Source organism: Luteimicrobium sp. DT211 (assembly GCF_049844995.1).
Taxonomy (GTDB): domain Bacteria; phylum Actinomycetota; class Actinomycetes; order Actinomycetales; family Cellulomonadaceae; genus Luteimicrobium.
On record NZ_JBNCMC010000003.1, the window covers coordinates 548205 to 568044 of the forward strand.

Below are 19840 nucleotides of genomic sequence, written 5' to 3' on the forward strand. Positions count from 1 at the left end.
TGCGCGGCTCGCGATCCGTGCGCTGGGGTTCAGTCCGCCGCGGGGGCGGACCCGTCGGTGCCGCCCGAGCGGCGGCGGCGGGTCCTGCGCCGCGTGCGGCCCTCGCCCGTGCCCGACGACGTCCCCTGGGTCGCGCCGTCGGCCGCGCCACCGGCGGTGGTCGGCTTGGGCCCGGTGGAGCCCGCCGCGTCGGGGCCACCCTCACGCCGCCCGCCGGAGCCGCCGCGGCCACCGCGCCCGCGTGCGCCGGAGCGCCCGCTGTCGCGGCCGTCGTCGGACCGGCCGGACCCGCCGTGCGAGCCCTGCGCCCGGGCGGGGGAGCCGCCGCGCTTGCCGGTCTCGCCGAGGTCCTCGAGGACCTCCGCGCCGAGACCCGCGCGCACCTGCTGGCTCTTGGGGAGGCGGCCCTTGGTGCCCTCGGGGATGTCGAGGTCGGTGTACAGGTGCGGGGACGAGGAGTAGGTCTCGACCGGCGCGGGGATGCCGAGCTCGAGCGCCTTGTCGATCAGGCCCCAGCGCGGGACGTCGTCCCAGTCGACGAAGGTCACCGCGGTGCCCTTGTTGCCGGCACGGCCCGTGCGGCCCGTCCGGTGCAGGTACGTCTTCTCGTCCTCGGGGCACTGGTAGTTCACGACGTGGGTGACGTCGTCGACGTCGATGCCGCGGGCCGCGACGTCGGTCGCGACGAGCACGTCGACCTTGCCCGCGCGGAACGCGCGCAGCGCCTGCTCGCGGGAGCCCTGACCGAGGTCGCCGTGGATCGCTGCCGCGGCGAACCCGCGGTCGACGAGCTCGTCGGCGACCTTCGCGGCGGTCCGCTTGGTCCGCGCGAACACGATGGTGAGGCCGCGGCCCCGCGCCTGCAGGATCCGCGCGAGCATCTCGACCTTGTCGAGGGCGTGCGCGCGGTAGACGACCTGCTTGATGTTCTTGACGGTCGCGCCGCCGTCGTCGGGGTCGTTGGCGCGGATGTGCGTCGGCTGCGTCATGTACCGGCGGGCCATCGCGACGACGGCGCCCGGCATGGTCGCCGAGAAGAGCATCGTGTGGCGGCGCGGCGGGGTCGCGGCGATGAGCTTCTCGACGTCGGGCAGGAAGCCGAGGTCGAGCATCTCGTCGGCCTCGTCCAGCACGACGGTCTTCGCGTGCGACAGGTCGAGGTGGTGCTGGTTGGCCAGGTCGATGAGCCGGCCGGGCGTGCCGACGACGACCTCGACGCCCGCGGTGAGCTGGGCGATCTGCGGCTCGTAGGCGCGGCCGCCGTAGATCTGCGCGACGCGCACCTGGCGGCGGCGCGACGCCGTGGCCAGGTCGTTCGCGACCTGGACGGCGAGCTCGCGCGTCGGGACGACGACGAGCGCCTGCGGCTTGCCCGGCGCGTCGAGCGCGTCGAAGCCGTCCTCGTCGGGCGCGACGACGTGCTCGAGCAGCGGCACGCCGAAGCCGAGCGTCTTGCCGGTGCCTGTCTTCGCCTGGCCGATGATGTCGTGCCGCGCCAGCGCGACCGGGAGGGTCATCGCCTGGATCGGGAAGGGGTGGAGGATGCCGGCGTCGGTGAGCGCGTCCACGATCGCGGGGCGCACGTTGAAGTCGGCGAAGGTCGGGGTGGGAGCGGGCTCCGCTGCCGTCTCGGCGCTGGCCTCGCTGGTGTTCAGGTCGGTGGCGCTCTCGTCGGCGACGGGCGCGTCGGTGGTGCTGGTCACGGTTCCTCGTGTTCGGGTCGGGGCGCCGCTGCGCGCGGACCGGTCTCCCGCGCCGGGCTCGCGCCCATGAGGGGCGGCGGGGTGCGGGACGGCGTTGTCCGGGGCGCGTGCGCCAAGGGCCGGCAGCCGATCGTGAAGATGCGCCGCCGTCGTGGCGGGACGATCCGGACCAGGTCCGGGCCGTCGTGGTCGATGCGGCTCGCGCGTTCGACGCGAACCAGGGCTTGCAGGACGACCGGGCAACCGAGGTACCCGCACATGGTATCGGATGCGGCCCTGCCTATCCTGGACGGATGGCCGTCACGAGCTCCACGCCCCCCGCCGCTTCCCCGCCGCCCGGCCCCGGCGACGGGCTCGCGGGCTCCGCGAGCGTCGACGAGGTGGTCGAGCTCCTCGGGCTGGTCGGGGCGTTCGAGCTCGACGACGTCCCCCGCTTCGCCGCCGAGGCCGCCGACGCGCTCGACGTCGAGGGCCGCCTCGCGCACGCCCGCCGCGCCGGGGTTGCACTCGCGGGGTGCGAGCGGGTGCTCACGCGGATCGGCGAGCTCGGCGCGTCACCCGTGGCGGCCATGACCCCGTTCGACGGCGCGTTCGCCGACTTCGACGCCCGCACCCCGCCCAGCACGTGGGAGGAGGAGGTGCTGCGCGAGTTCGTCGGGCGGTCCGTCGCCGAGGACTTCTGCCGGCTGTGCGCGCCGGCCCTCGACCCTGTCTCACGCGACGTCGTCCTGCGCGTCATGGAGGGCAGCGTCGCGGACGAGGAGGCCGTGCAGCAGCTCGCTGAGGCGGCCGCAGCCGACCGGGTGCTGTCCGCCCGGCTCGCCCTGTGGGGGCGCCGGCTCGTCGGCGAGGCGCTGCGGCTCGCTCAGTCGCTGCTCACCGGCAGCCCGACGTTCCTGCACCTGCTCGCGCTCGCGCGGGCCGCCGAGACGCCCGACGACGCCGCCCCCACCCGCGCGTCCGAGGTCGACACCCACACCTGGGCGCTACGCCAGCTCACGGAGCGGCACGCGCTGAGGATGCGGCGGCTGGGGCTCACCGCCTGACAGTCGCCGCAGATGCCACGAGGGGCCCGGCCGACGGCCGGGCCCCTCGTGGTCAGGAGACTCAGATGGTGCCGAAGCCGACGCGGCGCGTCTCCTCGGTGCCGATCTCGACATAGCCCACGGACGCGCCGGGGACGACGTACCGGCGCCCGCGCAAGTCCTTCAGCTCCAGGGTGCTCTCGTCCTTCAGCGCGGCCGCGACCGCGGCGGCGACCTCGTCGGCCGTGAGGTCCGTGTCGATGACGAGCTCGCGGGGCAGGTGCTTCACACCGATCGTGACTTCCACCACGGTTCCTTTCGATCGTCTCGCGGTGGGCCTGCGGGCCAACCACCTCGAACGATCGTAGTGGTGGGGGTGCGTCGTCGGGTCGCCGCGACGTGCCGTGATCGCTCAGCGCTGAACGTTCGGTTCGCCGATGGTGACGCTCTTTCGGCTGGGACGGGCGGTCCGGCGGTGTGGCGCGCGGCCTTCCATCCGCCTCGCTCGTTCCTCGCTTGGCTCCCGCTCCACCCTCCGCGTCCGTCCCGCCCTCGCCGATGGTCGCCCGCCCGAACGCTCTGTTCGCCGACGATGACGCCCGGTTCTCCAACGGCGACGAGCCCTGCGCAGACCGGGCACGCGTCGGCGAGATACCGAGGTCGGGTCGAGGTACCGAGTTTGCATCGGTATCTCGAGCGCATCTCGGTATCTCGCGGGCGACGACGGCGCGTGACGCCAGCGAGGTTCAGGTGGCGGGGGCGACGAACGAGCGCAGGCCGCGCCAGGCGAACGTCGACAGGAGGCTGCTGATGGCGGCGTCGTCGACACCGCGACCGGAGCGGCTCCCCTGGTCGGGGCGGCGGGCGGCGACGCGGGCCTGCTCGGCTACCTCCGTCGCCGCGGAGCGTGCGATGGCCGTGCAGGTGCGGCCGAGCACGAGCGCCTGCTCGCGATCCATGCCGCAGCGCAGGACGAGGACGTCGGCGAAGGCGTCGGCGTTCACGGCGTCGGGTCGTAGGACGCGTTCGCGGACGGCGTCGTCGCGCATGACGTCCGACTCGAACAGCAGCGTGGCCGACTGCCCGGCGTCGACGGCGAACGACACGTACGCCTCCACGACGGACTGCACGACGTCGCCGCCGTCGAACGACGCGGACGGGTTGCCGGCACGGGCGGGCGCGAGGGCGGCGTCGACCGCCGCGACGAGGTCGTTCCCCCGGGCGTCCACCACCTCGAGGTAGAGCTCGAGCTTGGACGGGAAGTGCCGGTAGAGCACGGGCTTGGACACGCCGGCCTCGTCGGCGAGGTCGTCCATGGAGATGTGGTGGTAGCCGTGCGCGGCGAACAGCCGCGTGGCGATCCCGAGGAGCTGGACCCGGCGCGCGGCACGCGGGATCCGGTGGGTCAGCGTTGCTGTGGCGGGCACGTCGTTCCCCCCTTCGGTCCTGGCTTCGCGAGCCGGTTCCTCGGATGGTAGAGGTCGTCGTCCGCCTGTCCAAGGGGCTGTACACCTGGTGAGACGGCGCCGCCGTGACCAGCGTGAACGTAGCTTCCATGAGACCTACGCCACATGAACACAGGGACCGTGCCACGCTGGCGCGATGAATCCCGACCGGGGCGGTGACCGGCGAAGACGGGCCGTCAACAGGGCCGCCGTCATGCTCGCGCTGGGCGGCGTCGTCGCCCTCCTGTCCTGGAGCTGGGCCGGACAGGTCGACGGCGAGGCGTGCCCGAGCGCGTTCCGTGCCCATCCCGGGAGCGGGTACGTGGTCTACGGCGGGGAGTTCTCGACCGAGGCCCGGCAGGACATCAGCGACGGGTGCATGCGGGCGGGCGCGTGGCCCTGGCGGGTGGGCTGGATGGCGCTGGCGGCGGGAGGAGTCGCAGCCGGGCTCGTGGTGCGGCCCGCCGTCGGGCGAGGACGACGGCGCCCGGTGACCTGAGCGCCTGCTCAGGCGATCGCACGACCGCTCCGCGATCGCACGGCCGCTCCGCGGGCGTCGGCCGGACCACGTGGGTCCGACGGTGGCCGGCGCCGGCGGTGTCGGCGGTGCGTGATGGGATGAGGCCGTGCCGCCCGCTCCCGCCGTCAGCCTCCTGCCGCCCGCGCCCCCCGCGCTGCGCACCTCCGGCTCCGACGGCGCTCTCGACGGTACGCAGGCGGTCGCGCTCCGGGCCGCGGGGGACCTGGCGCCGGGGGAGGCGCTCGTCGTCCTCGGGGCGCCGGGGACGGGCAAGACGACGGTCGCGGTCGAGGTCGCCGCGCAGGCGCTCGCCCGGGGTGTCGCGCCGCACGAGGTCCTGCTGCTGGCACCGTCGCGGCGCGCGGCGGCGTCCCTCCGCGACGTGCTGACGTACAGGGCGGCCCGCACGCTGTCCGCGCCGCTGGTGCGGACGGCGGCGTCGGCGGCGTTCGCGGTGCTGTGCTCGCGGGCCGAGGCGCTCGGGGACCCGCTCCCGACCCTCGTCTCCGGGCCCGAGCAGGACCTCCTGCTCTCCGAGCTCCTGGCCGGCCACGTGGCCGGGGTCGGGGTGCCGCTCCGGCTGCCGCCCGGTCTGCCGGAGGACGTGCTCGGGCTGCGCGGCTTCCGTCAGGAGCTGCGCGACCTGCTCATGCGCGCCGCCGAGCACGACCTGCTGCCGTCCGAGCTGGCCGCGCTCGGCCGTGGGCACGACCGCCCCGAGTGGGCGCTCGCGGCCCAGCTCTACGACGAGTACCTCGCCGTCATGGCGCTCGGCACCGGGACGCCCGACCGGGGCGCCCGGGTCGATCCCGCGGTCGTCGTGGCCGAGGCCGCCGAGGCGCTGCGGACCTGGGACTCGGACCTTCCCGGGGTGCCGCGCCCTCGGTGGCGCGTCGTCGTCGTGGACGACTACCAGGAGGCCACCGCGGCCACCGCCGCGTTCCTGGAGGTCCTGCGCGACGACGGCGCGCGCCTGGTCCTGCTGGGCGACCCGGACGTCGCCGTCCAGACGTTCCGCGGCGCGAGCCCGGCGCTGCTCGGCCAGGCCGGCGCGCGGCCGGGCGGCGGGCCAGGGCAGGTCGGCGCGTTCGACGCCCTGACGCTGCACCTCGGGACGGCGTGGCGGCACCCCGCCGAGCTGCGCGCCGTCGTCGCGCGGGTCGCGTCGGCGGTCCCGACCCTCGGCGCCGCCGCGCACCGGCGTGCTGCGTCGCCCGAGCGGCTCCCCGCTCCCGACGACGGCGCGGGCGCGGGCGAGGGCGTCTTCCCGCCCGGCGCGACGGGCGCCGTCGGGCCCGAGGTCGAGGTCGCGACCTTCGTCTCGGGGGCCGAGGAGGTCGCGCACGTCGCCCGCGTGCTCCGCGCCGAGCACCTGCTGCGCGGCACGCCCTGGGAGCGCATGGCCGTCGTCGCGCGCGCCGGCGGCCAGCTCGCGGCGCTGCGGCGCGGGCTGCTCGCCGCCCAGGTGCCCGTCAGCCTGCTGGGCTCCGACGTGCCGCTGCGCGACGAGCCGGCGGTCCGGCCCCTGCTCGCGGTCGTCGGGCTGGCGCTCGACCTGGAGGCGTCAGGCGAGGAGGCGGAGACCGACCTGGCGGCCGGGGAATCTGCGAAGGCCGCAGCCGAGCCGCAGCCCGTCGCCGACCCCGGTCCCGTCGCGGACCCGGACGTGGTCGCGGAGCTCCTGACGTCGCCGGTCGGTGGGCTCGATGTCGTCGGTCTGCGACGCCTGCGGCGGGCCCTGCGCGCGGAGGAGCGCGCGGGCGGCGGGGGCCGCGCGTCGGACGCGCTGCTCGCCGAGGTCGTGGAGCACCCGGCCCGCGCGGCCACCCTCCCCGCCGCCGTACGCCTCCCGGCGGAGCGCGTCGCACGGGTCGTCGAGGCCGCGCGGACGGCGTCGCGCGAGCCCGACGCCGACGCGCAGTCCGTGCTCTGGGCCGCCTGGGAGGCGACCGGCCTCGCCGAGCGCTGGCAGCGCTCGGCGCTCGAGGGCGGGACGGCCGGGGCGCGCGCCGACCGGGACCTCGACGCGGTGCTCGCGCTTTTCCGCGCTGCCGAGACGTTCGTCGACCGGCTCCCGCAGGCGCCCGTCCGCGCGTTCCTCGACTACCTCGGCTCCCAGGACCTCCCCGCCGACACGCTCGCCGCGCAGGGTGTCGGCGCGGGGTCCGTGTCGGCGCTCACGCCGGCAGGCGCCGCGGGCGGCGAGTGGGACGTCGTCGTGGTCACGGGCGTGCAGGACGGCGTCTGGCCCGACCTGCGCCTGCGCGACTCGCTGCTCGGCTCGCAGGCGCTCGTCGAGCTCCTCGCCGCACGGGAGATCGGCGGGACCGAGGGGGAGACGGGTGCCGCGGCCCGCCGCGCGGTCCTCGCCGACGAGCTGCGCACGTTCGCGGTCGCGGTGTCCCGCGCGCGACGCCGGCTCGTCGTGACCGCCGTCGACGACGCGGACGACCGCCCGTCGGTCTTCCTCGATCTCGTGGAGCCTCCGCCGGAGGAGGGCCGGGCGCCCCGCCGCCGCGAGGCCTCGCTCGACCTGCGCGGGCTGGTCGGGTCGCTGCGCCGCACGCTCGTCGAGGCGGGCGCGGGCGACGGCGCGGAGCCGGTCGAGGGGACGCGGGCCGCCGCGCTGCTCGCCGATCTCGCCCGCGCGGGCGTGCCGGGCGCCGACCCCGCGCACTGGTACGGCGCGGGCGACGTCACGAGCGACGAGCCGCTCCACCCGGGCGACGCGCGCGTGGTGGTGTCGCCGTCGCGCGTCGAGCTGGTCGACGCGTGCGCGCTGCGCTGGGCGCTCGAGACCGCGGGCGGCACCGCGCCCGACGCGACCGTCCAGACCCTGGGCACGCTCGTCCACGCCGTCGCCGAGACCCTGCCCGACGGCGGCCACGCGGCGCTCGCGGCCGAGCTCGACCGCCGCTTCCCCGAGCTCGGCCTCAAACCGGGTTGGCCCGCGACGCAGACGCGGCGCCGGGCGGACGCGATGGTCGAGCGGCTCGCCGGCTACCTCAAGGACCGGACGGCGCTCGCGGTCGAGGTGCCGTTCCGGGTGGACGTCGGCGAGCGGGCGACGCTGCGCGGCGTCATCGACCGGGTCGAGGCGACCGAGGACCCCGGCGCGGTCGAGGTCGTCGACCTCAAGACCGGCCGCAACGCGCCGTCGAAGGCGGACACCGAGCAGCACGCCCAGCTCGGCGCATACCAGCTCGCCGTCGAGCTCGGCGGCGTGGACGGTTCGAAGCAGCCTGAGGACGGCCCGGGCGCGGACCTGCCCGACGGCGCCAGCCCGGCCGGCGCCCGCCTCGTCTACCTGGGCACCGGCCGCAACGCGGCCCTGCGCGAGCAGGAACCGCTCGCCGAGCAGCCGGACGGCGGCGCCTGGGCGGCCCAGCTCGTCGACGGCGTCGCGCGGACCATGGCGGGGTCCGCATTCCTCGCCCAGGAGAACCGGCTCTGCGGGTCGTGCCCCGTCCGGCGCACGTGCCCCGCCCAGCCCGAGGGACGACAGGTGATCGCGTGACCGAGCAGCTCGAACGGATCCTGCTGCCGGAGCCGGAGCCGGAGCCGGAGGCACAGCCGGAGCCGGAGGTCCGCCGACGGTACGCGGCGCTCGAGATCGCGGAGATCCTCGGCCGTCCGGCGCCGACGCCCGAGCAGGTCGCCGTGATCGAGGCCGACCCCGCCGCCCCGCTGCTCGTCATCGCGGGCGCCGGCTCGGGCAAGACGGAGACGATGGCGTCGCGCGTCGTCTGGCTCATCGCGAACCGGCACGTGCAGCCCGAGGAGGTGCTCGGGCTGACCTTCACGCGCAAGGCTGCGGGCGAGCTCGCGCTGCGCGTTCAGGACCGGCTCGCGCAGTTCGCCCGGCGCACCGGCGGGGCGAGCGACGGTCTCGCGCTGCTCGACCGGCCCACCGTCTCCACGTACAACGCCTACGCCGCCGGGCTCGTCGGCGACCACGCGCTCCGGCTCGGGATCGAGCCCGGCTCCCGCCTGCTGAGCGAGGCGAGCCAGTGGCAGCTCGCGGCCGAGGTCGTCGAGTCCTGGGCGGGAGACCTCGGCACCGACGCCGCCGTGTCGTCCGTGATCGACGCCGTGCGGTCGCTGTCCGGTGCGCTGGCGGAGCACCTGCTCGAGCCCTCCGACGCGAAGGCCCGGCTCGAGCGGCTGGCCGACGCGATCGCCGCGGTCCCCCTCGGCAAGCGCCGGGCCCACTACTCCGACGTCGACAAGCTGCTCGCGAGCCTCGGCGAGCGCGCACGCCTGCTCGACGTCGTCGCCGCCTACGCCGAGCGCAAGCGGCGGCTCGAGGCGCTCGACTTCGGCGACCAGGTCGCGATCGCGGCCCGGCTCGCGCGCGAGGTGCCCGTCGTCGGGCGGCTCGAGCGCGGCCGGTACCGGGCCGTGCTGCTCGACGAGTACCAGGACACCTCCCACGCCCAGGTCGAGCTGCTCGCGGCCCTGTTCGGCGCGGGCCACGGCGTCACGGCCGTCGGGGACCCGAACCAGTCGATCTACGGCTGGCGCGGGGCGAGCGCGGGCGGCATCGGACGGTTCCCCGAGCGGTTCCGCGAGGCGTCGACGCCGGGGCAGCCCCGCGGCGCCCGGGCGCGCGTGCTCAGCCTCTCGACGTCGTGGCGCAACGACCGCGCGATCCTCGACGTCGCGAACCGCACCGCCGAGCCGCTGCGCGCGTCGTCGCAGGTGCCCGTGGACCGGCTCGCCGCGCGCCCCGGCGCGGGCGCGGGCGGTGTCCACGTCACGTTCCACGCGACGGAGGACGAGGAGGCCGCGCACCTCGCCGACGTCGTGGCCCGGGCACGGGCGGGCGCCGCCGCGGCGGGGCGGCCCATGCCGTCGGCCGCGGTGCTGTGCCGGGCGCGGCGCCAGTTCCTCCCCGTCGAGGCGGCGCTGCGCTCGCGCGGGATCCCGGTCGAGGTGGTCGGGCTCGGCGGGCTCCTGTCGACGCCCGAGGTCACCGACCTGGTCGCGTTCCTCCAGGTCGCCCACGACCCGTCGCGGGGCGATGCCCTCGCGCGCCTGCTGACCGGGCCGCGCGTGAACCTTGGGGCCGCCGACCTGTTCGCGCTCGCGAGCCGCGCCCGCGACCTCGCCGACGCGCAGGACCGCAGGGCCGAGCGGGCCGCGGACGGCTCGCCGGACGACCACGGGTCCCCGGCACCCGCCGCCGCCCCCGACGACGCGGCGGGCCCGGCGGGTGCGGAGGCCGACCCCGCGATCCTCGAGGGCGACGTCGTCGACCACCGCTCGCTCGTCGACGCGCTCGACGACCTCCCCGCCCCGGGACGCGCGGCCCGCGACGGCCGGACGCTCACCGAGGCGGCCCATGCGCGGCTCGGCTCCCTGGCCCGCGACCTGCGGGCCGTGCGGACCCAGACGTACCTGTCGCTGCCCGAGCTCGTGACGCAGGCGGAGCGTGCGCTCGGCCTGGACATCGAGGTCGACGTCGCGGCGGCGCTCTTCGACGCGGGAGCGCAGGGCGGCAGCGAGCTGGGGCGCGCGCACCTCGACGCCTTCCGCGACGTCGCGGTCGAGTTCTCCCAGTCGGCGGACATGCCGACCCTCGGCGCGTTCCTCGCCTGGCTCGGCGCCGCGCAGGCGCAGGAGGGCGGCCTCGACCTGCCGCTGCGCGACGTCGACCCGGATGCCGTGCAGGTCATCACCGTGCACGGCGCGAAGGGTCTCGAGTGGGACGTCGTCGTCGTGCCCGGACTGGTGCAGCAGGCGTTCCCGCAGGTGCGGTTCGGCGACGACGGTCCGACCGACTCCGGCTGGCTCACCGGCCTCGGCAACCTCCCGTACCCGCTGCGGGGGGACGCGCGCGACCTGCCCCGCCTCGCCTACGACGACGCCGAGAACCCGGCGGAGCTGAACGACGCCCTCAAGGCCTTCAAGCTCGCGTCCGGCGAGCACGAGCTCGCGGAGGAGCGCCGGCTCGCGTACGTCGCGTTCACGCGCGCCCGGCACGAGCTGCACCTGTCGGGGTCGTGGTGGCGCACCGGGACCAGGCCCAGCGAGCCGTCGGTGTTCCTGATCGAGCTGGTCGGGGCCGGCCTGCGCCCGGAGGAGTGGGCCGGCGCGCCCGAGGACGGCGCGTCGAACCCGCTCGCCGACCGTGTGCGCACCGGGTGGTGGCCCGCGGCGCCGGCGGGGCACGACACGGGCGACGTCGCCCCCGAGCCGGCGCCCCAGGGCGCCGTCACCGACGCCGCCCGAACCGACGCCGCCCGCCCCGACGAAGCGCCCCCCGGCCCGTCGCCCGCGGTCCGCGCGGTGCGGGCTGCGGCGGACGCCGTGCGCGAGGCCGCCGCGACGGGCGCGTCGGTCCTCGCCCAGGACGCGTCCCAGGACGACTCGGTCGCCGCCCTCGCCCGCCTGCTCCTGGCCGAGCGCGCGGCTCGGGACGCGGCGAGCGCGGAGGTCGCGTTCCCCGCCCACGTGTCGGCGTCGGGGCTGGTCGCGCTCGCGGCGGACCGCGACGCGTTCGCCCTGTCGCGGCGCCGCCCGGTGCCGCGTAAGCCGTCGACGCACGCGCGGCGAGGCACGGCGTTCCACGCGTGGGTGGAGCGGTACTTCGGCGCGGCCGCCCTGCTCGACGTCGAGGACCTCCCGGGCGCCGACGACGCCGACGTGCGGACCGACGAGCAGCTCGAGGCGCTGCGGGCCACGTTCCTCGGGTCGGTGTGGGCGTCGCGCGAGCCGCTCGCGATCGAGGTGGACGTCGAGACGCCGGTCGCGGGCGTCGTCGTGCGCTGCCGCATCGACGCGGTGTTCCCGGAGCGGCTCGAACCGCGGCCGGGCGACGGACCGGGCGGGCGCACGGGCGCCGTCGTCGTCGACTGGAAGACGGGCCGCGCACCGCACGACGAGGCGGCGCGCCGCGCGCGCGAGGTGCAGCTCGCGGCCTACCGCCTCGCGTGGGCGCGGTGGTCGGGCCTGCCGCTCGAGGAGGTGTCCGCGGCGTTCTACTACGTCGCCGACGACACGGTGGTACGTCCCGTCGACCTGCTCGACGAGGCCGCGCTCGAGGCGCTGGTGCGCGGCGACCGGTGACCGGGTCCGCGCGCGGCGCGAGCTACGGCTCGCCCGCGCCGTCCTGCACGGCGTCCTCGAGCTCGTGGAGCATGTCGATCGCGTCGGCGACGACGTCGTCCTGCCCGGTCCTGACCCCGTGCAGGAGCCAGCGCACGAGCTCGAGCTCGCCGGCGAGCAGGGCGCGCTCCTCGAGGTGCGGGTCGGCGAGCTCGGTGCGCCGCAGCCGATAGGCCTCGAGGATCGAGTCGGTGGCGTCCTCGGGGGCCGCGACGAGCAGCCAGGCGAGGTCGTCCGCGGGGTCGGCGACCCGCGCGTCGGCCCAGCCGGTCACCGCGCGCACCCGGGTCCCGGACGCGAGCACCTGCTCCGGACCCAGGTCCCCGTGCACGACGACGGGCTGGTACTTCCACAGCGCGACGTCCTCGAGCGCGTCCTCCCAGCGGCGCAGAAGCATGGTCGGGACGTGCCCGGTCGCGGCGGCGTCGTCGAGCTCGGCGAGCCGGCGGTCCCGGTACTCGTCCGCGGTGTACACGGGGAGGCCGGCGTCGGCGACGACGTTCACGGGCAGCTCGTGGATCGCGGCGACGACACGCCCGAGGTCGGCGGCGAGGCCGGGGCCCGGGCCGAGGCGGTCGAGCTCCAGCGGTGCGCCGTCGAGGGCGGTGTGCACGACGGCGCGGCCGCCCTCGGGCAGCCGCGCGTACCCGCGCGGTGCGGGCACGGAGAACGGGAGGACGCCGGCGTCGACGTAGGGCACGAGGCGTGCGAGCAGCGCGACCTCGGCCTCGAGCGACGCGCCCGCGGCGACGGTCCGGGGCGCGCGGACGACCCAGCGTGCGCCGTCCTCGTCGGTCACGACCGCGACGTCGAAGTCCCCGCGGTCGCGCACCGGCTCGACCGTCACCGCCTGCAGCCCGTGCACCGCCTGGGTGGACAGCGCGGCGAGGACGAGGGGCGAGCGGGTCACCCGCCCCACGGTAGCGGGAGGACACGCCTGGAGGGGACCGACCCGCGGCGGGGCGGGGGATCGCGGCGGCTACGGTGAGCCGGTGACCGACCTCCCTTCCGTGCCGCCCGGCCCGTTCGCCGCACTGCCCCTCACGACCGCCCTGGACCGTGCCGCCGAGCGCCGGACGGCCCCGGGCGAGCTGGCCCGGGCGCTCGCCGACGACGCGACGCGGGTCCTGCTCGTGCACCGCGCGCACGTGCCGGTGACGGGCGCAGCCCGGCTGGACCTGCTGCCCGCCGCCGCGGTCCGCGACCCGGCGTTCGGGCCGCCGTCGGACGCGCAGCCCGTGGCCCGATGGATCCTGCTCGGCGAGGTGGAGGGCGCGACCGTCCTCGCGCTCGTCGTGCCGGACGCCGCCGACGCGACGGCGCCCGGCATCGAGGGCATCGCGCCGCAGGACGTGTGGTCGGGACTGCTGCGCGACCGGCAGTGGCGGACGGTGCGGGAGGCGGCGGTGACCGTTCCCGACGACGAGGCGGCGCTGGCTGCCGAGGCGACCGCCGTCGCGCAGTGGCACGACCGCGCCCCACGGTGCCCGCACTGCGGCGAGCCGACGGTCGTCACGGACGGCGGCTGGGTGCGTCGGTGCGAGGCGGAGGGCATCGCGCACTTCCCGCGGACCGACCCGGCCGTGATCATGGCGGTCGTCGACGAGGACGACCGCCTGCTCCTCGGCCGCTCGGCCGCGTGGCCTGAGGGCCGCTTCTCGACGCTCGCGGGGTTCGTCGAGCCGGGCGAGTCCGCCGAGCAGGCCGTCCGCCGGGAGGTGCGGGAGGAGTCGGGGGTGGACGTCGGCGAGGTGGCGTTCCGGGGGAGCCAGCCGTGGCCGTTCCCGTCCTCGCTCATGCTGGGCTTCCGCGCCCGCGCGCGCACGACGGCGCTGCACCCGGACGGCGTCGAGCTCGCCGAGCTGCGCTGGGTCACCCGGGACGAGCTGCGGGACCAGGTCGCCAGGGGCGCGCTGCTCCCGCCGGGTCGGGTGTCGATCGCGCGGGCGCTGATCGAGGAGTGGTTCGGCGGCCCGCTGCCCACGCCCGCGGCCGAGGCGTGACGGCGACGACCGCCACCGACCTGGCGACCCCCTTCGACCGCTCGGAGCGCGCGATCTGGCGGGGCTCCGCGGATGCCTACGCCCGGACCTTCGCGCACCTGTGCGCACACCTCGCGCCGGATCTGCTCGACGCCGCGCACGCCGGGAACGGGACGCGCGTGCTCGACGTCGGGACGGGCACCGGCACGGTCGCGCTCCTGGCACGTGGGCGCGGCGCGGACGCGCTGGCGTGCGACGCGGACCCGGGCATGGTGGCGACCGCCGTCGGGACCGCGGGCCGCGACGGTGCGCCCCTGACGGGCGTCGTCGCCGCGCTCCCGGCGTTGCCGTTCGCGGACGGGTCGTTCGACGCGGTGACCGCTGGCTTCGTGCTCAACCACGTGGGCCGCCCGCGGGCGGCGGCGGCCGAGCTCGCCCGCGTGGCGTTGCCGGGCCGACGCGTGGCCGTGACGATCTGGGCGAGCCCTCCGGCCGCGGGGCAGACGCTCGTGGGCCGGGCGCTCGCGGCGGCGGGGATCGAGCGCCCGACGACGTTCCCTTCGCTCGACGGCGCCGACGACTTCCCGCGCACGGCCGACGGGCTGGCGGCGTTGCTGCGCGACGCGGGCCTGGTCGACGTCGTCGTGGAGGAGCGCCGGTGGGTGCACCGGGTCGACGCCGACACGTGGTGGGCCGGCCCGGCGTCGGGCGTGGCGACGGTGGGGAAGGTGCTCACCGGCGCCCCGTCGGAGGCCCGGGCTGCCGCCCGGGCGCACTTCGACCGGCTCGCCGACGAGCTCCGCGGCGACGACGGCCTCCTGGCGCTCCCGCACGTCGCCCTGCTGGGCCACGGCCGACGCCCACCCGCCTGACGCCACACGGGGACGTGCGTCAGAGGCGCGAGCGGACCTCGGCGAGGCTGGGGTTGGTGGCCGCGGTGCCGTCGGGGAAGACGACCGTGGGGACGACCTGGTTGCCGCCGTTGATCTGCTCGACGTAGGACGCCGTCTCGGGCTGCTGCTCGATGTCGACGACCGTGTACCCGATGCCCGCGGAGTCCAGCTGCGTCTTGAGGCGGCGGCAGTAGCCGCACCACGTCGTCGAGTACATGACGACGGACCCGGGCTCGGGCAGGACGGGGGAGACGGCGGTCTCGGTCACGGAGCAACTCCTCAGCTGTGCACGTCGGGCGCGGCAACTCCCGCGCCAACTCCCTGCAACGCGCGGTCACCCGTGGTTCTTCCCGCCCGCCCGACGACGGAGGCGGGCTCCTGGGGACGGACGACCCACGTGTCACCCGCGGCTGCGAGAATCGCGGGTGATGTCCACGCCACCTCCTCCCGGACCCGCCTCCCGCACCTCGCCCCGGCCCGACGCCGCGCCGCCCCGCACCGCGGACGCGATCCTCGACGCGCTCGACCCCGAGCAGCGCGACGTCGCGGTCACGCTGCAGGGGCCGGTGTGCGTGCTGGCGGGGGCGGGCACCGGCAAGACGCGCGCGATCACCCATCGCATCGCGTACGGGGTGCGGACGGGTGTCTACACGCCGACGAGCGTGCTGGCCGTGACGTTCACGGCTCGCGCCGCAGGGGAGATGCGCACGCGGCTGCGCCAGCTCGGGGTGCAGGGCGTGCAGGCCCGCACCTTCCACGCGGCCGCGCTGCGCCAGCTCGGGTACTTCTGGCCGCGTGTCGTCGGCGGCGCGCCGCCCCGGATCCTCGAGTACAAGGCGCCGGCGGTCGGCGAGGCGGCCCGGCGGCTCGGCGTGGCCGTCGACCGGGTGGCGGTCCGTGACCTGTCGTCGGAGATCGAGTGGGCCAAGGTCTCGCTCGTCACCGCGGAGGACTACGAGCGCGCGTGCGCGGCCGTGGACCGCGAGACGCCGGCCGGCTACGACGCGACCACGATCGCGCGCCTCATCGCCGCGTACGAGGAGGTCAAGACCGAGCGCGGCGTGATCGACTTCGAGGACGTCCTCCTGCTGCTGGGCGAGATGCTGCGCTCCACGCCGGCGGTCGCGGACGAGGTCCGCCGCCAGTACCGGCACTTCGTCGTCGACGAGTACCAGGACGTCTCGCCGCTCCAGCAGTTCCTGCTCGACCAGTGGCTCGGCGGCCGCAAGGAGATCTGCGTCGTCGGCGACCCGAGCCAGACCATCTACTCGTTCACGGGGGCTACGCCCCACCACCTGCTGACGTTCTCCAAGACGTACCCCGGGGCGCACGTGCTGCGCCTCGTGCGCGACTACCGTTCCACCCCCGAGGTCGTGACGCTCGCCAACCGGCTCCTCGCGAGCACCGGCCGGCGCCGCGGCCCGGGCGCGCCGCTCGAGCTGATCGCGCAGCGCCCGTCGGGCCCGCCCGTGGGCTTCACCGCCTACGACGACGACGAGTCCGAGGCCGCCGGGATCGCCGCCCGGGTGGGCCGCCTGGTCGAGCAGGGCGTGCCGGTCAGCGAGATCGCCGTGCTCTACCGGACGAACGCGCAGTCGGAGGCGTTCGAGCAGGCCCTCGCGGACGCCGGCATCGGCTACCTGGTGCGCGGCGGCGGCCGGTTCTTCGAGCGCAAGGAGGTGCGCGACGCGATCGTGCTGCTGCGCGGCGCGGCGCGCTCTGCCGACCCGGACCAGCCCATGCCCGAGGCGGTGCGAGACGTGCTCATCACGGTCGGCTGGGCTCCGAAGCCCCCCGCGGCGCGCGGTGCCGTCCGGGAGCGGTGGGACGCGATGCAGGCGCTCGTGGCGCTCGCGGACGACCTGCCCGAGGGGTCCACGCTGCCGGACCTGGTCGCGGAGCTCGACGAGCGCGCCTCGGCCCAGCACGCCCCGACGGTCGAGGGCGTCACGCTCGCCTCGCTCCACGCGGCCAAGGGCCTCGAGTGGGACGCGGTGTTCCTCGCGGGCATGAGCGAGGGGCTCATGCCCATCTCGCTCGCGGAGACGGACGACGCCGTCGCCGAGGAGCGCCGCCTGCTGTACGTGGGGATCACGCGGGCCCGCGAGCGGCTCGAGCTGTCGTACGGGCGGTCGCGCCACCCCGGCGGGCGGGCCACGCGCAAGCGGACCCGGTTCCTCGACGGGCTGTGGCCCGACGACCCGTCGGACCGGGCGCGGCGGTCGCGGGGCGCCGGGAGCAAGGGAGCCGGGCGGGCTGCTCGCGGCGCGGTTCAGCTCACCGGCGAGTACGACCAGGCGCTCTTCGAGTCCCTGCGCGAGTGGCGCTCGGGCGTCGCGCGTGAGATCGACAAGCCCGCCTTCACGGTGCTCGTCGACTCGACGCTCGCCGAGATCGCCGAGGCCCGGCCGACGTCCGTCGCCGAGCTGGCGCGCGTGAACGGCATCGGGCCGGCGAAGATCGACCGATACGGGGCAAGCCTGCTCGAGCTGGTGAGGTCCGCCGCAGGCCCGTCCTGACCGGCGTCGGGACCCGCGAAGAAAATCTGAAGAACTCGTCCGTAAATAAGTTGTGCGCCCTGTGTGGCGGGGCGTACCGTCGACGAGTCCGATGCCCGAGGGTGTCGTGCGGGTCCGCCCGTACGGTGCCGAACGAGAGAGGAGGTGGGTGCAGTGAACAACACGACGATCGAGATCATGGCTCCGAAGACCGGCTTCACGCTGTCTGCGGGCTACAGCTCTGTCTCCGCGACCTCTCGTAAGCGCGGGACGCGAGGCGATCTCCCCGCACCCGGCTCCGCACTCTGGACTCATCTGTAGGTCGAACCGACCTAGCAGCCTCCAGGCCGCGGAGCCCGACAGGGATCCGCGGCCTTTCTCATGGGACCGACGCCACGAAGGCGTCGGACGAAGGCCCCCGGATTCCCCGTCGAAGCAGTCACGACAAGCAACGACAGGACGAAACTGGAGGACATCGTGCGGCTCACGACGCTGCTCGACTCGATCCCGCAGGGCGGTTCCGGACCGTGGAACCCTGCCCCCGACACCTTTGCCCCCACCATCACCGAGGCCGTCGGGAGCACGGCTGCCGAGTTCGACCGCATCCTCGCCGAGATCCTGCCCTGCCGTACGAACGACGCCGAGCTCTGGTTCGCCGAGCGCCAGGCCGACGTCGAGCGCGCGAAGGCGCTCTGCCACGACTGCCCCCTGATGGAGGGCTGCCTGGCGGGCGCCGTCGAGCGCCACGAGCCGTGGGGCGTCTGGGGCGGTCAGGTCTTCGTCGACGGCGTGGTCGTCGCGACCAAGCGTGGCCGTGGCCGGCCCCGCAAGGTCCGGCCCGCCGAGGCGGCCTGAGGCCAGGCCGGCGGTGGCAGGGCTCAGGCCGGAGGCACCGGAGCAGGTTCGAGTTCCATCTCAAGACTGTGGCACCCGCATCGTGGATGCGGGTGCCACCGTCGTATCCGGGGCACGGCGGCCGGCAGCCGGACCTCCAGGCTCGCGGCGAGGGCCGTGGTCGGGAGGCCGTCGAGGTGGGCGAGCACCTGCCCGGCGGCGAGCGCGGCGGCGGTCGTCGCGGTGACGGTCTCCTCGGGCGCTGCGGCGCCCTCGTAGCGCTGGCGGAGCTGCACGGCCATGGTCGGCCAGCGGGAGTCGGCGTCGCGGTGGTGCAGGTCGACGCAGCGCAGGCACGGGCCGCGGCCGGGGACGACGAGCGGCCCGACGACGGCGCCCGCCTCCTCGATCACGACGGCCAGGTGGTCGGTGCCGGCGCCGACGAGCCGGGTGGCCCGGGCGACGTCGGGCGCACGGTGGCTGACGAGGACGACCAGGTCAGGGTCGCCGGACGTGGCGTCCGCGCCGGTGCGGACCGCGGTGGCGGGCGAGGAGGCCGCGACGTGGGCGGCGACTGCGGCGTCCCGGCGCCGCCCGACGTCCGCGAGGACGAGGCCCCCGACGCCGACGTCGGTCCCCAGCACGGGCCGCGCGTCGTGCAGGAGCAGCGTCCCGACGCCCGCCGCGGCGAGCGCCTGGGCGACGCCGGCGCCCGTGCGTCCGGTGCCCGCGACGAGCACCGAGCGTTCGGCCCGCCGTTCGAGCACCTCGTGACCGGGCCGGGCGTGGACGGCACCGAGCGCGGGCGCGTCGCCCGCGCCCGCGCCGGGTGCGGTGACGGGAGCGGACCGGCGGGGGCGGGACGTGACGCCCGCGCGCTCGAGGGCGGCGACGAGGTCGCGGGCGCGAGCGCGGTCCACGCCCGCCCGCGCGGCGGACGCGAGGAGCGGCTTGTCGCCGGTGGTGGACAGCCAGCGGGTCTCGTGCGGCGCGAGCCCCTCGAGCCGCACGGCGGTGCGGGGGTCGGAGCCCAGCTGGAGCTCGCCGGTCGACCGCCACAGGACCTCGAGCTCGGGACGCAGCCGGAGCCGCTCGAGCGGTCCGGACGCGGGCGGCGTGCGTGTGGGGCTGGCGGTCACGGCGACCTCCGTGGGGGCGGGCTTCGGGTGGGGCCCACGGTCGCACGTCCCGGCCGCCGGGCGCGGCGTCATCCACAGGTACCTGCGGCGTCCGGGCTGGTGAGGGGCCCGACGCGCCCGGCCGCGGTCCTTCCGCCGCACGTCAGGGCCGGTTATGGTCAGGACGTGGCCGACGTCACGCGCACGGTCGAGGTGCGACGCAGCCGGCGGCGGGTCAGCACGGTCAGCGCGTACCGCGACGGCGAGCGCACGATCGTCGCTATCCCGGCGCGCTTCTCGCGCGCCCAGGAACGCGAGTGGGTCGAGCGGATGCTGGCCCGCCTCGAGGAGAAGGAGCAGCGGCGTCGGCCGTCCGACGAGCAGCTCCTGCAGCGCGCCACCGAGCTCTCGGACCGATACCTGGACGGTCGGGCGCGTCCCGCGAGCGTCCGGTGGTCGAGCAACCAGGGCCGACGCTGGGGCTCGTGCACGCTGCTCGACGGCTCGATCCGGATCTCCGACCGGGTGCAGGGCATGCCGAGCTGGGTCCTCGACTACGTCCTGCTGCACGAGCTCGCGCACCTGCTCCACGCCGGCCACGGGCCCGAGTTCTGGGAGCTGCTCGAGGCCTACCCGCGCACCGAGCGGGCGCGCGGGTACCTCGAGGGCGTCACGTTCGGGAAGTCCTCCTAGCCGGCGTAGGCACCGCGCG

Annotated in this window: 15 protein-coding genes; 9 read left to right on the forward strand and 6 right to left on the reverse strand. The window is 76.4% G+C overall.

Going from position 1 to position 19840, the window contains the following annotated elements:
• Positions 1–29: 29 nt before the first annotated feature.
• Positions 30–1703, reverse strand: coding sequence for a DEAD/DEAH box helicase (locus tag ACLQ14_RS10075; RefSeq protein ID WP_425812499.1), 1674 nt, complete (start codon positions 1701–1703; stop codon positions 30–32).
• 293 nt (positions 1704–1996) lie between these two features.
• On the opposite strand from ACLQ14_RS10075, the gene ACLQ14_RS10080 reads away from it, so the two are divergent.
• A complete protein-coding gene (locus ACLQ14_RS10080; RefSeq protein WP_425812501.1) occupies positions 1997–2749 on the forward strand; it encodes a ferritin-like fold-containing protein in 753 nt (250 codons plus the stop codon).
• Positions 2750–2810: 61 nt separating this feature from the next.
• Here the strand turns inward: ACLQ14_RS10080 and ACLQ14_RS10085 are convergent, their stop codons facing one another.
• Both ACLQ14_RS10085 and ACLQ14_RS10090 read right to left on the reverse strand, forming a co-directional pair.
• On the reverse strand, positions 2811–3035 hold the full coding sequence (locus ACLQ14_RS10085; protein WP_425812503.1) for a DUF3107 domain-containing protein: 225 nt from the start codon (positions 3033–3035) through the stop codon (positions 2811–2813).
• A gap of 439 nt (positions 3036–3474) precedes the next feature.
• Positions 3475–4155 (reverse strand): TetR/AcrR family transcriptional regulator, encoded by a 681-nt coding sequence (locus ACLQ14_RS10090; RefSeq protein WP_425812505.1) that lies wholly within the window; start codon positions 4153–4155, stop codon positions 3475–3477.
• A 232-nt stretch (positions 4156–4387) separates the two neighbouring features.
• Between ACLQ14_RS10090 and ACLQ14_RS10095 the strand changes: the two genes are divergently transcribed.
• The 3 genes from ACLQ14_RS10095 to ACLQ14_RS10105 all read left to right on the forward strand — a co-directional run bounded on the left by ACLQ14_RS10095 (position 4388) and on the right by ACLQ14_RS10105 (position 11764).
• The gene (locus ACLQ14_RS10095) at positions 4388–4672 is read left to right on the forward strand and encodes a hypothetical protein (protein WP_425812507.1); all 285 of its coding nucleotides are present in this window, start codon (positions 4388–4390) and stop codon (positions 4670–4672) included.
• A gap of 127 nt (positions 4673–4799) precedes the next feature.
• On the forward strand, positions 4800–8210 hold the full coding sequence (locus ACLQ14_RS10100; protein WP_425812509.1) for an ATP-dependent helicase: 3411 nt from the start codon (positions 4800–4802) through the stop codon (positions 8208–8210).
• Positions 8207–11764, forward strand: a complete 3558-nt coding sequence (locus tag ACLQ14_RS10105) for a UvrD-helicase domain-containing protein (RefSeq protein ID WP_425812511.1) — start codon at positions 8207–8209, stop codon at positions 11762–11764. Before ACLQ14_RS10100 ends, ACLQ14_RS10105 begins: the two co-directional genes overlap by 4 nt.
• Before the next feature lie 22 nt (positions 11765–11786).
• On the opposite strand, the gene ACLQ14_RS10110 is transcribed toward ACLQ14_RS10105, so the two are convergent.
• Positions 11787–12713, reverse strand: coding sequence for a macrolide 2'-phosphotransferase (locus tag ACLQ14_RS10110; RefSeq protein WP_425812513.1), 927 nt, complete (start codon positions 12711–12713; stop codon positions 11787–11789).
• Between the two features lie 82 nt (positions 12714–12795).
• Here ACLQ14_RS10110 and nudC point away from each other — a divergent pair, with 82 nt between their 5' ends.
• Together nudC and ACLQ14_RS10120 are read left to right on the forward strand one after the other, a co-directional pair.
• Positions 12796–13806, forward strand: a complete 1011-nt coding sequence (nudC, locus tag ACLQ14_RS10115) for an NAD(+) diphosphatase (protein ID WP_425812515.1) — start codon at positions 12796–12798, stop codon at positions 13804–13806.
• A complete protein-coding gene (locus ACLQ14_RS10120; RefSeq protein WP_425812517.1) occupies positions 13803–14657 on the forward strand; it encodes a class I SAM-dependent methyltransferase in 855 nt (284 codons plus the stop codon). Before nudC ends, ACLQ14_RS10120 begins: the two co-directional genes overlap by 4 nt.
• Before the next feature lie 19 nt (positions 14658–14676).
• Here the strand turns inward: ACLQ14_RS10120 and ACLQ14_RS10125 are convergent, their stop codons facing one another.
• Positions 14677–14895 (reverse strand): mycoredoxin, encoded by a 219-nt coding sequence (locus tag ACLQ14_RS10125; RefSeq protein ID WP_425812880.1) that lies wholly within the window; start codon positions 14893–14895, stop codon positions 14677–14679.
• A gap of 211 nt (positions 14896–15106) precedes the next feature.
• Between ACLQ14_RS10125 and ACLQ14_RS10130 the strand changes: the two genes are divergently transcribed.
• On the forward strand, positions 15107–17197 hold the full coding sequence (locus ACLQ14_RS10130; RefSeq protein WP_425812519.1) for an ATP-dependent helicase: 2091 nt from the start codon (positions 15107–15109) through the stop codon (positions 17195–17197).
• A gap of 456 nt (positions 17198–17653) precedes the next feature.
• On the forward strand, positions 17654–18031 hold the full coding sequence (locus ACLQ14_RS10135) for a WhiB family transcriptional regulator (RefSeq protein WP_425812521.1): 378 nt from the start codon (positions 17654–17656) through the stop codon (positions 18029–18031).
• A 23-nt stretch (positions 18032–18054) separates the two neighbouring features.
• Here the strand turns inward: ACLQ14_RS10135 and ACLQ14_RS10140 are convergent, their stop codons facing one another.
• Positions 18055–19149 carry a thiamine biosynthesis protein ThiF gene (locus ACLQ14_RS10140; RefSeq protein ID WP_425812523.1) on the reverse strand — a complete coding sequence of 365 codons (1095 nt, stop codon included), beginning with the start codon at positions 19147–19149 and terminating at the stop codon, positions 18055–18057.
• Positions 19150–19314: 165 nt separating this feature from the next.
• On the opposite strand from ACLQ14_RS10140, the gene ACLQ14_RS10145 reads away from it, so the two are divergent.
• Positions 19315–19821 carry a SprT-like domain-containing protein gene (locus ACLQ14_RS10145; RefSeq protein ID WP_425812525.1) on the forward strand — a complete coding sequence of 169 codons (507 nt, stop codon included), beginning with the start codon at positions 19315–19317 and terminating at the stop codon, positions 19819–19821.
• The last annotated feature ends 19 nt before the right edge of the window (positions 19822–19840 follow it).

Bases quoted from the DNA above. Each gene is read 5' to 3' on its own strand.
- ACLQ14_RS10130 (WP_425812519.1), top strand. From the start codon at position 15,107: ATGTCCACGCCACCTCCTCCCGGACCCGCCTCCCGCACCTCGCCCCGG.
- ACLQ14_RS10095 (WP_425812507.1), top strand. From the start codon at position 4,388: ATGCTCGCGCTGGGCGGCGTCGTCGCCCTCCTGTCCTGGAGCTGGGCC.
- ACLQ14_RS10080 (WP_425812501.1), top strand. From the start codon at position 1,997: ATGGCCGTCACGAGCTCCACGCCCCCCGCCGCTTCCCCGCCGCCCGGC.
- ACLQ14_RS10125 (WP_425812880.1), bottom strand. From the start codon at position 14,895: ATGTACTCGACGACGTGGTGCGGCTACTGCCGCCGCCTCAAGACGCAG.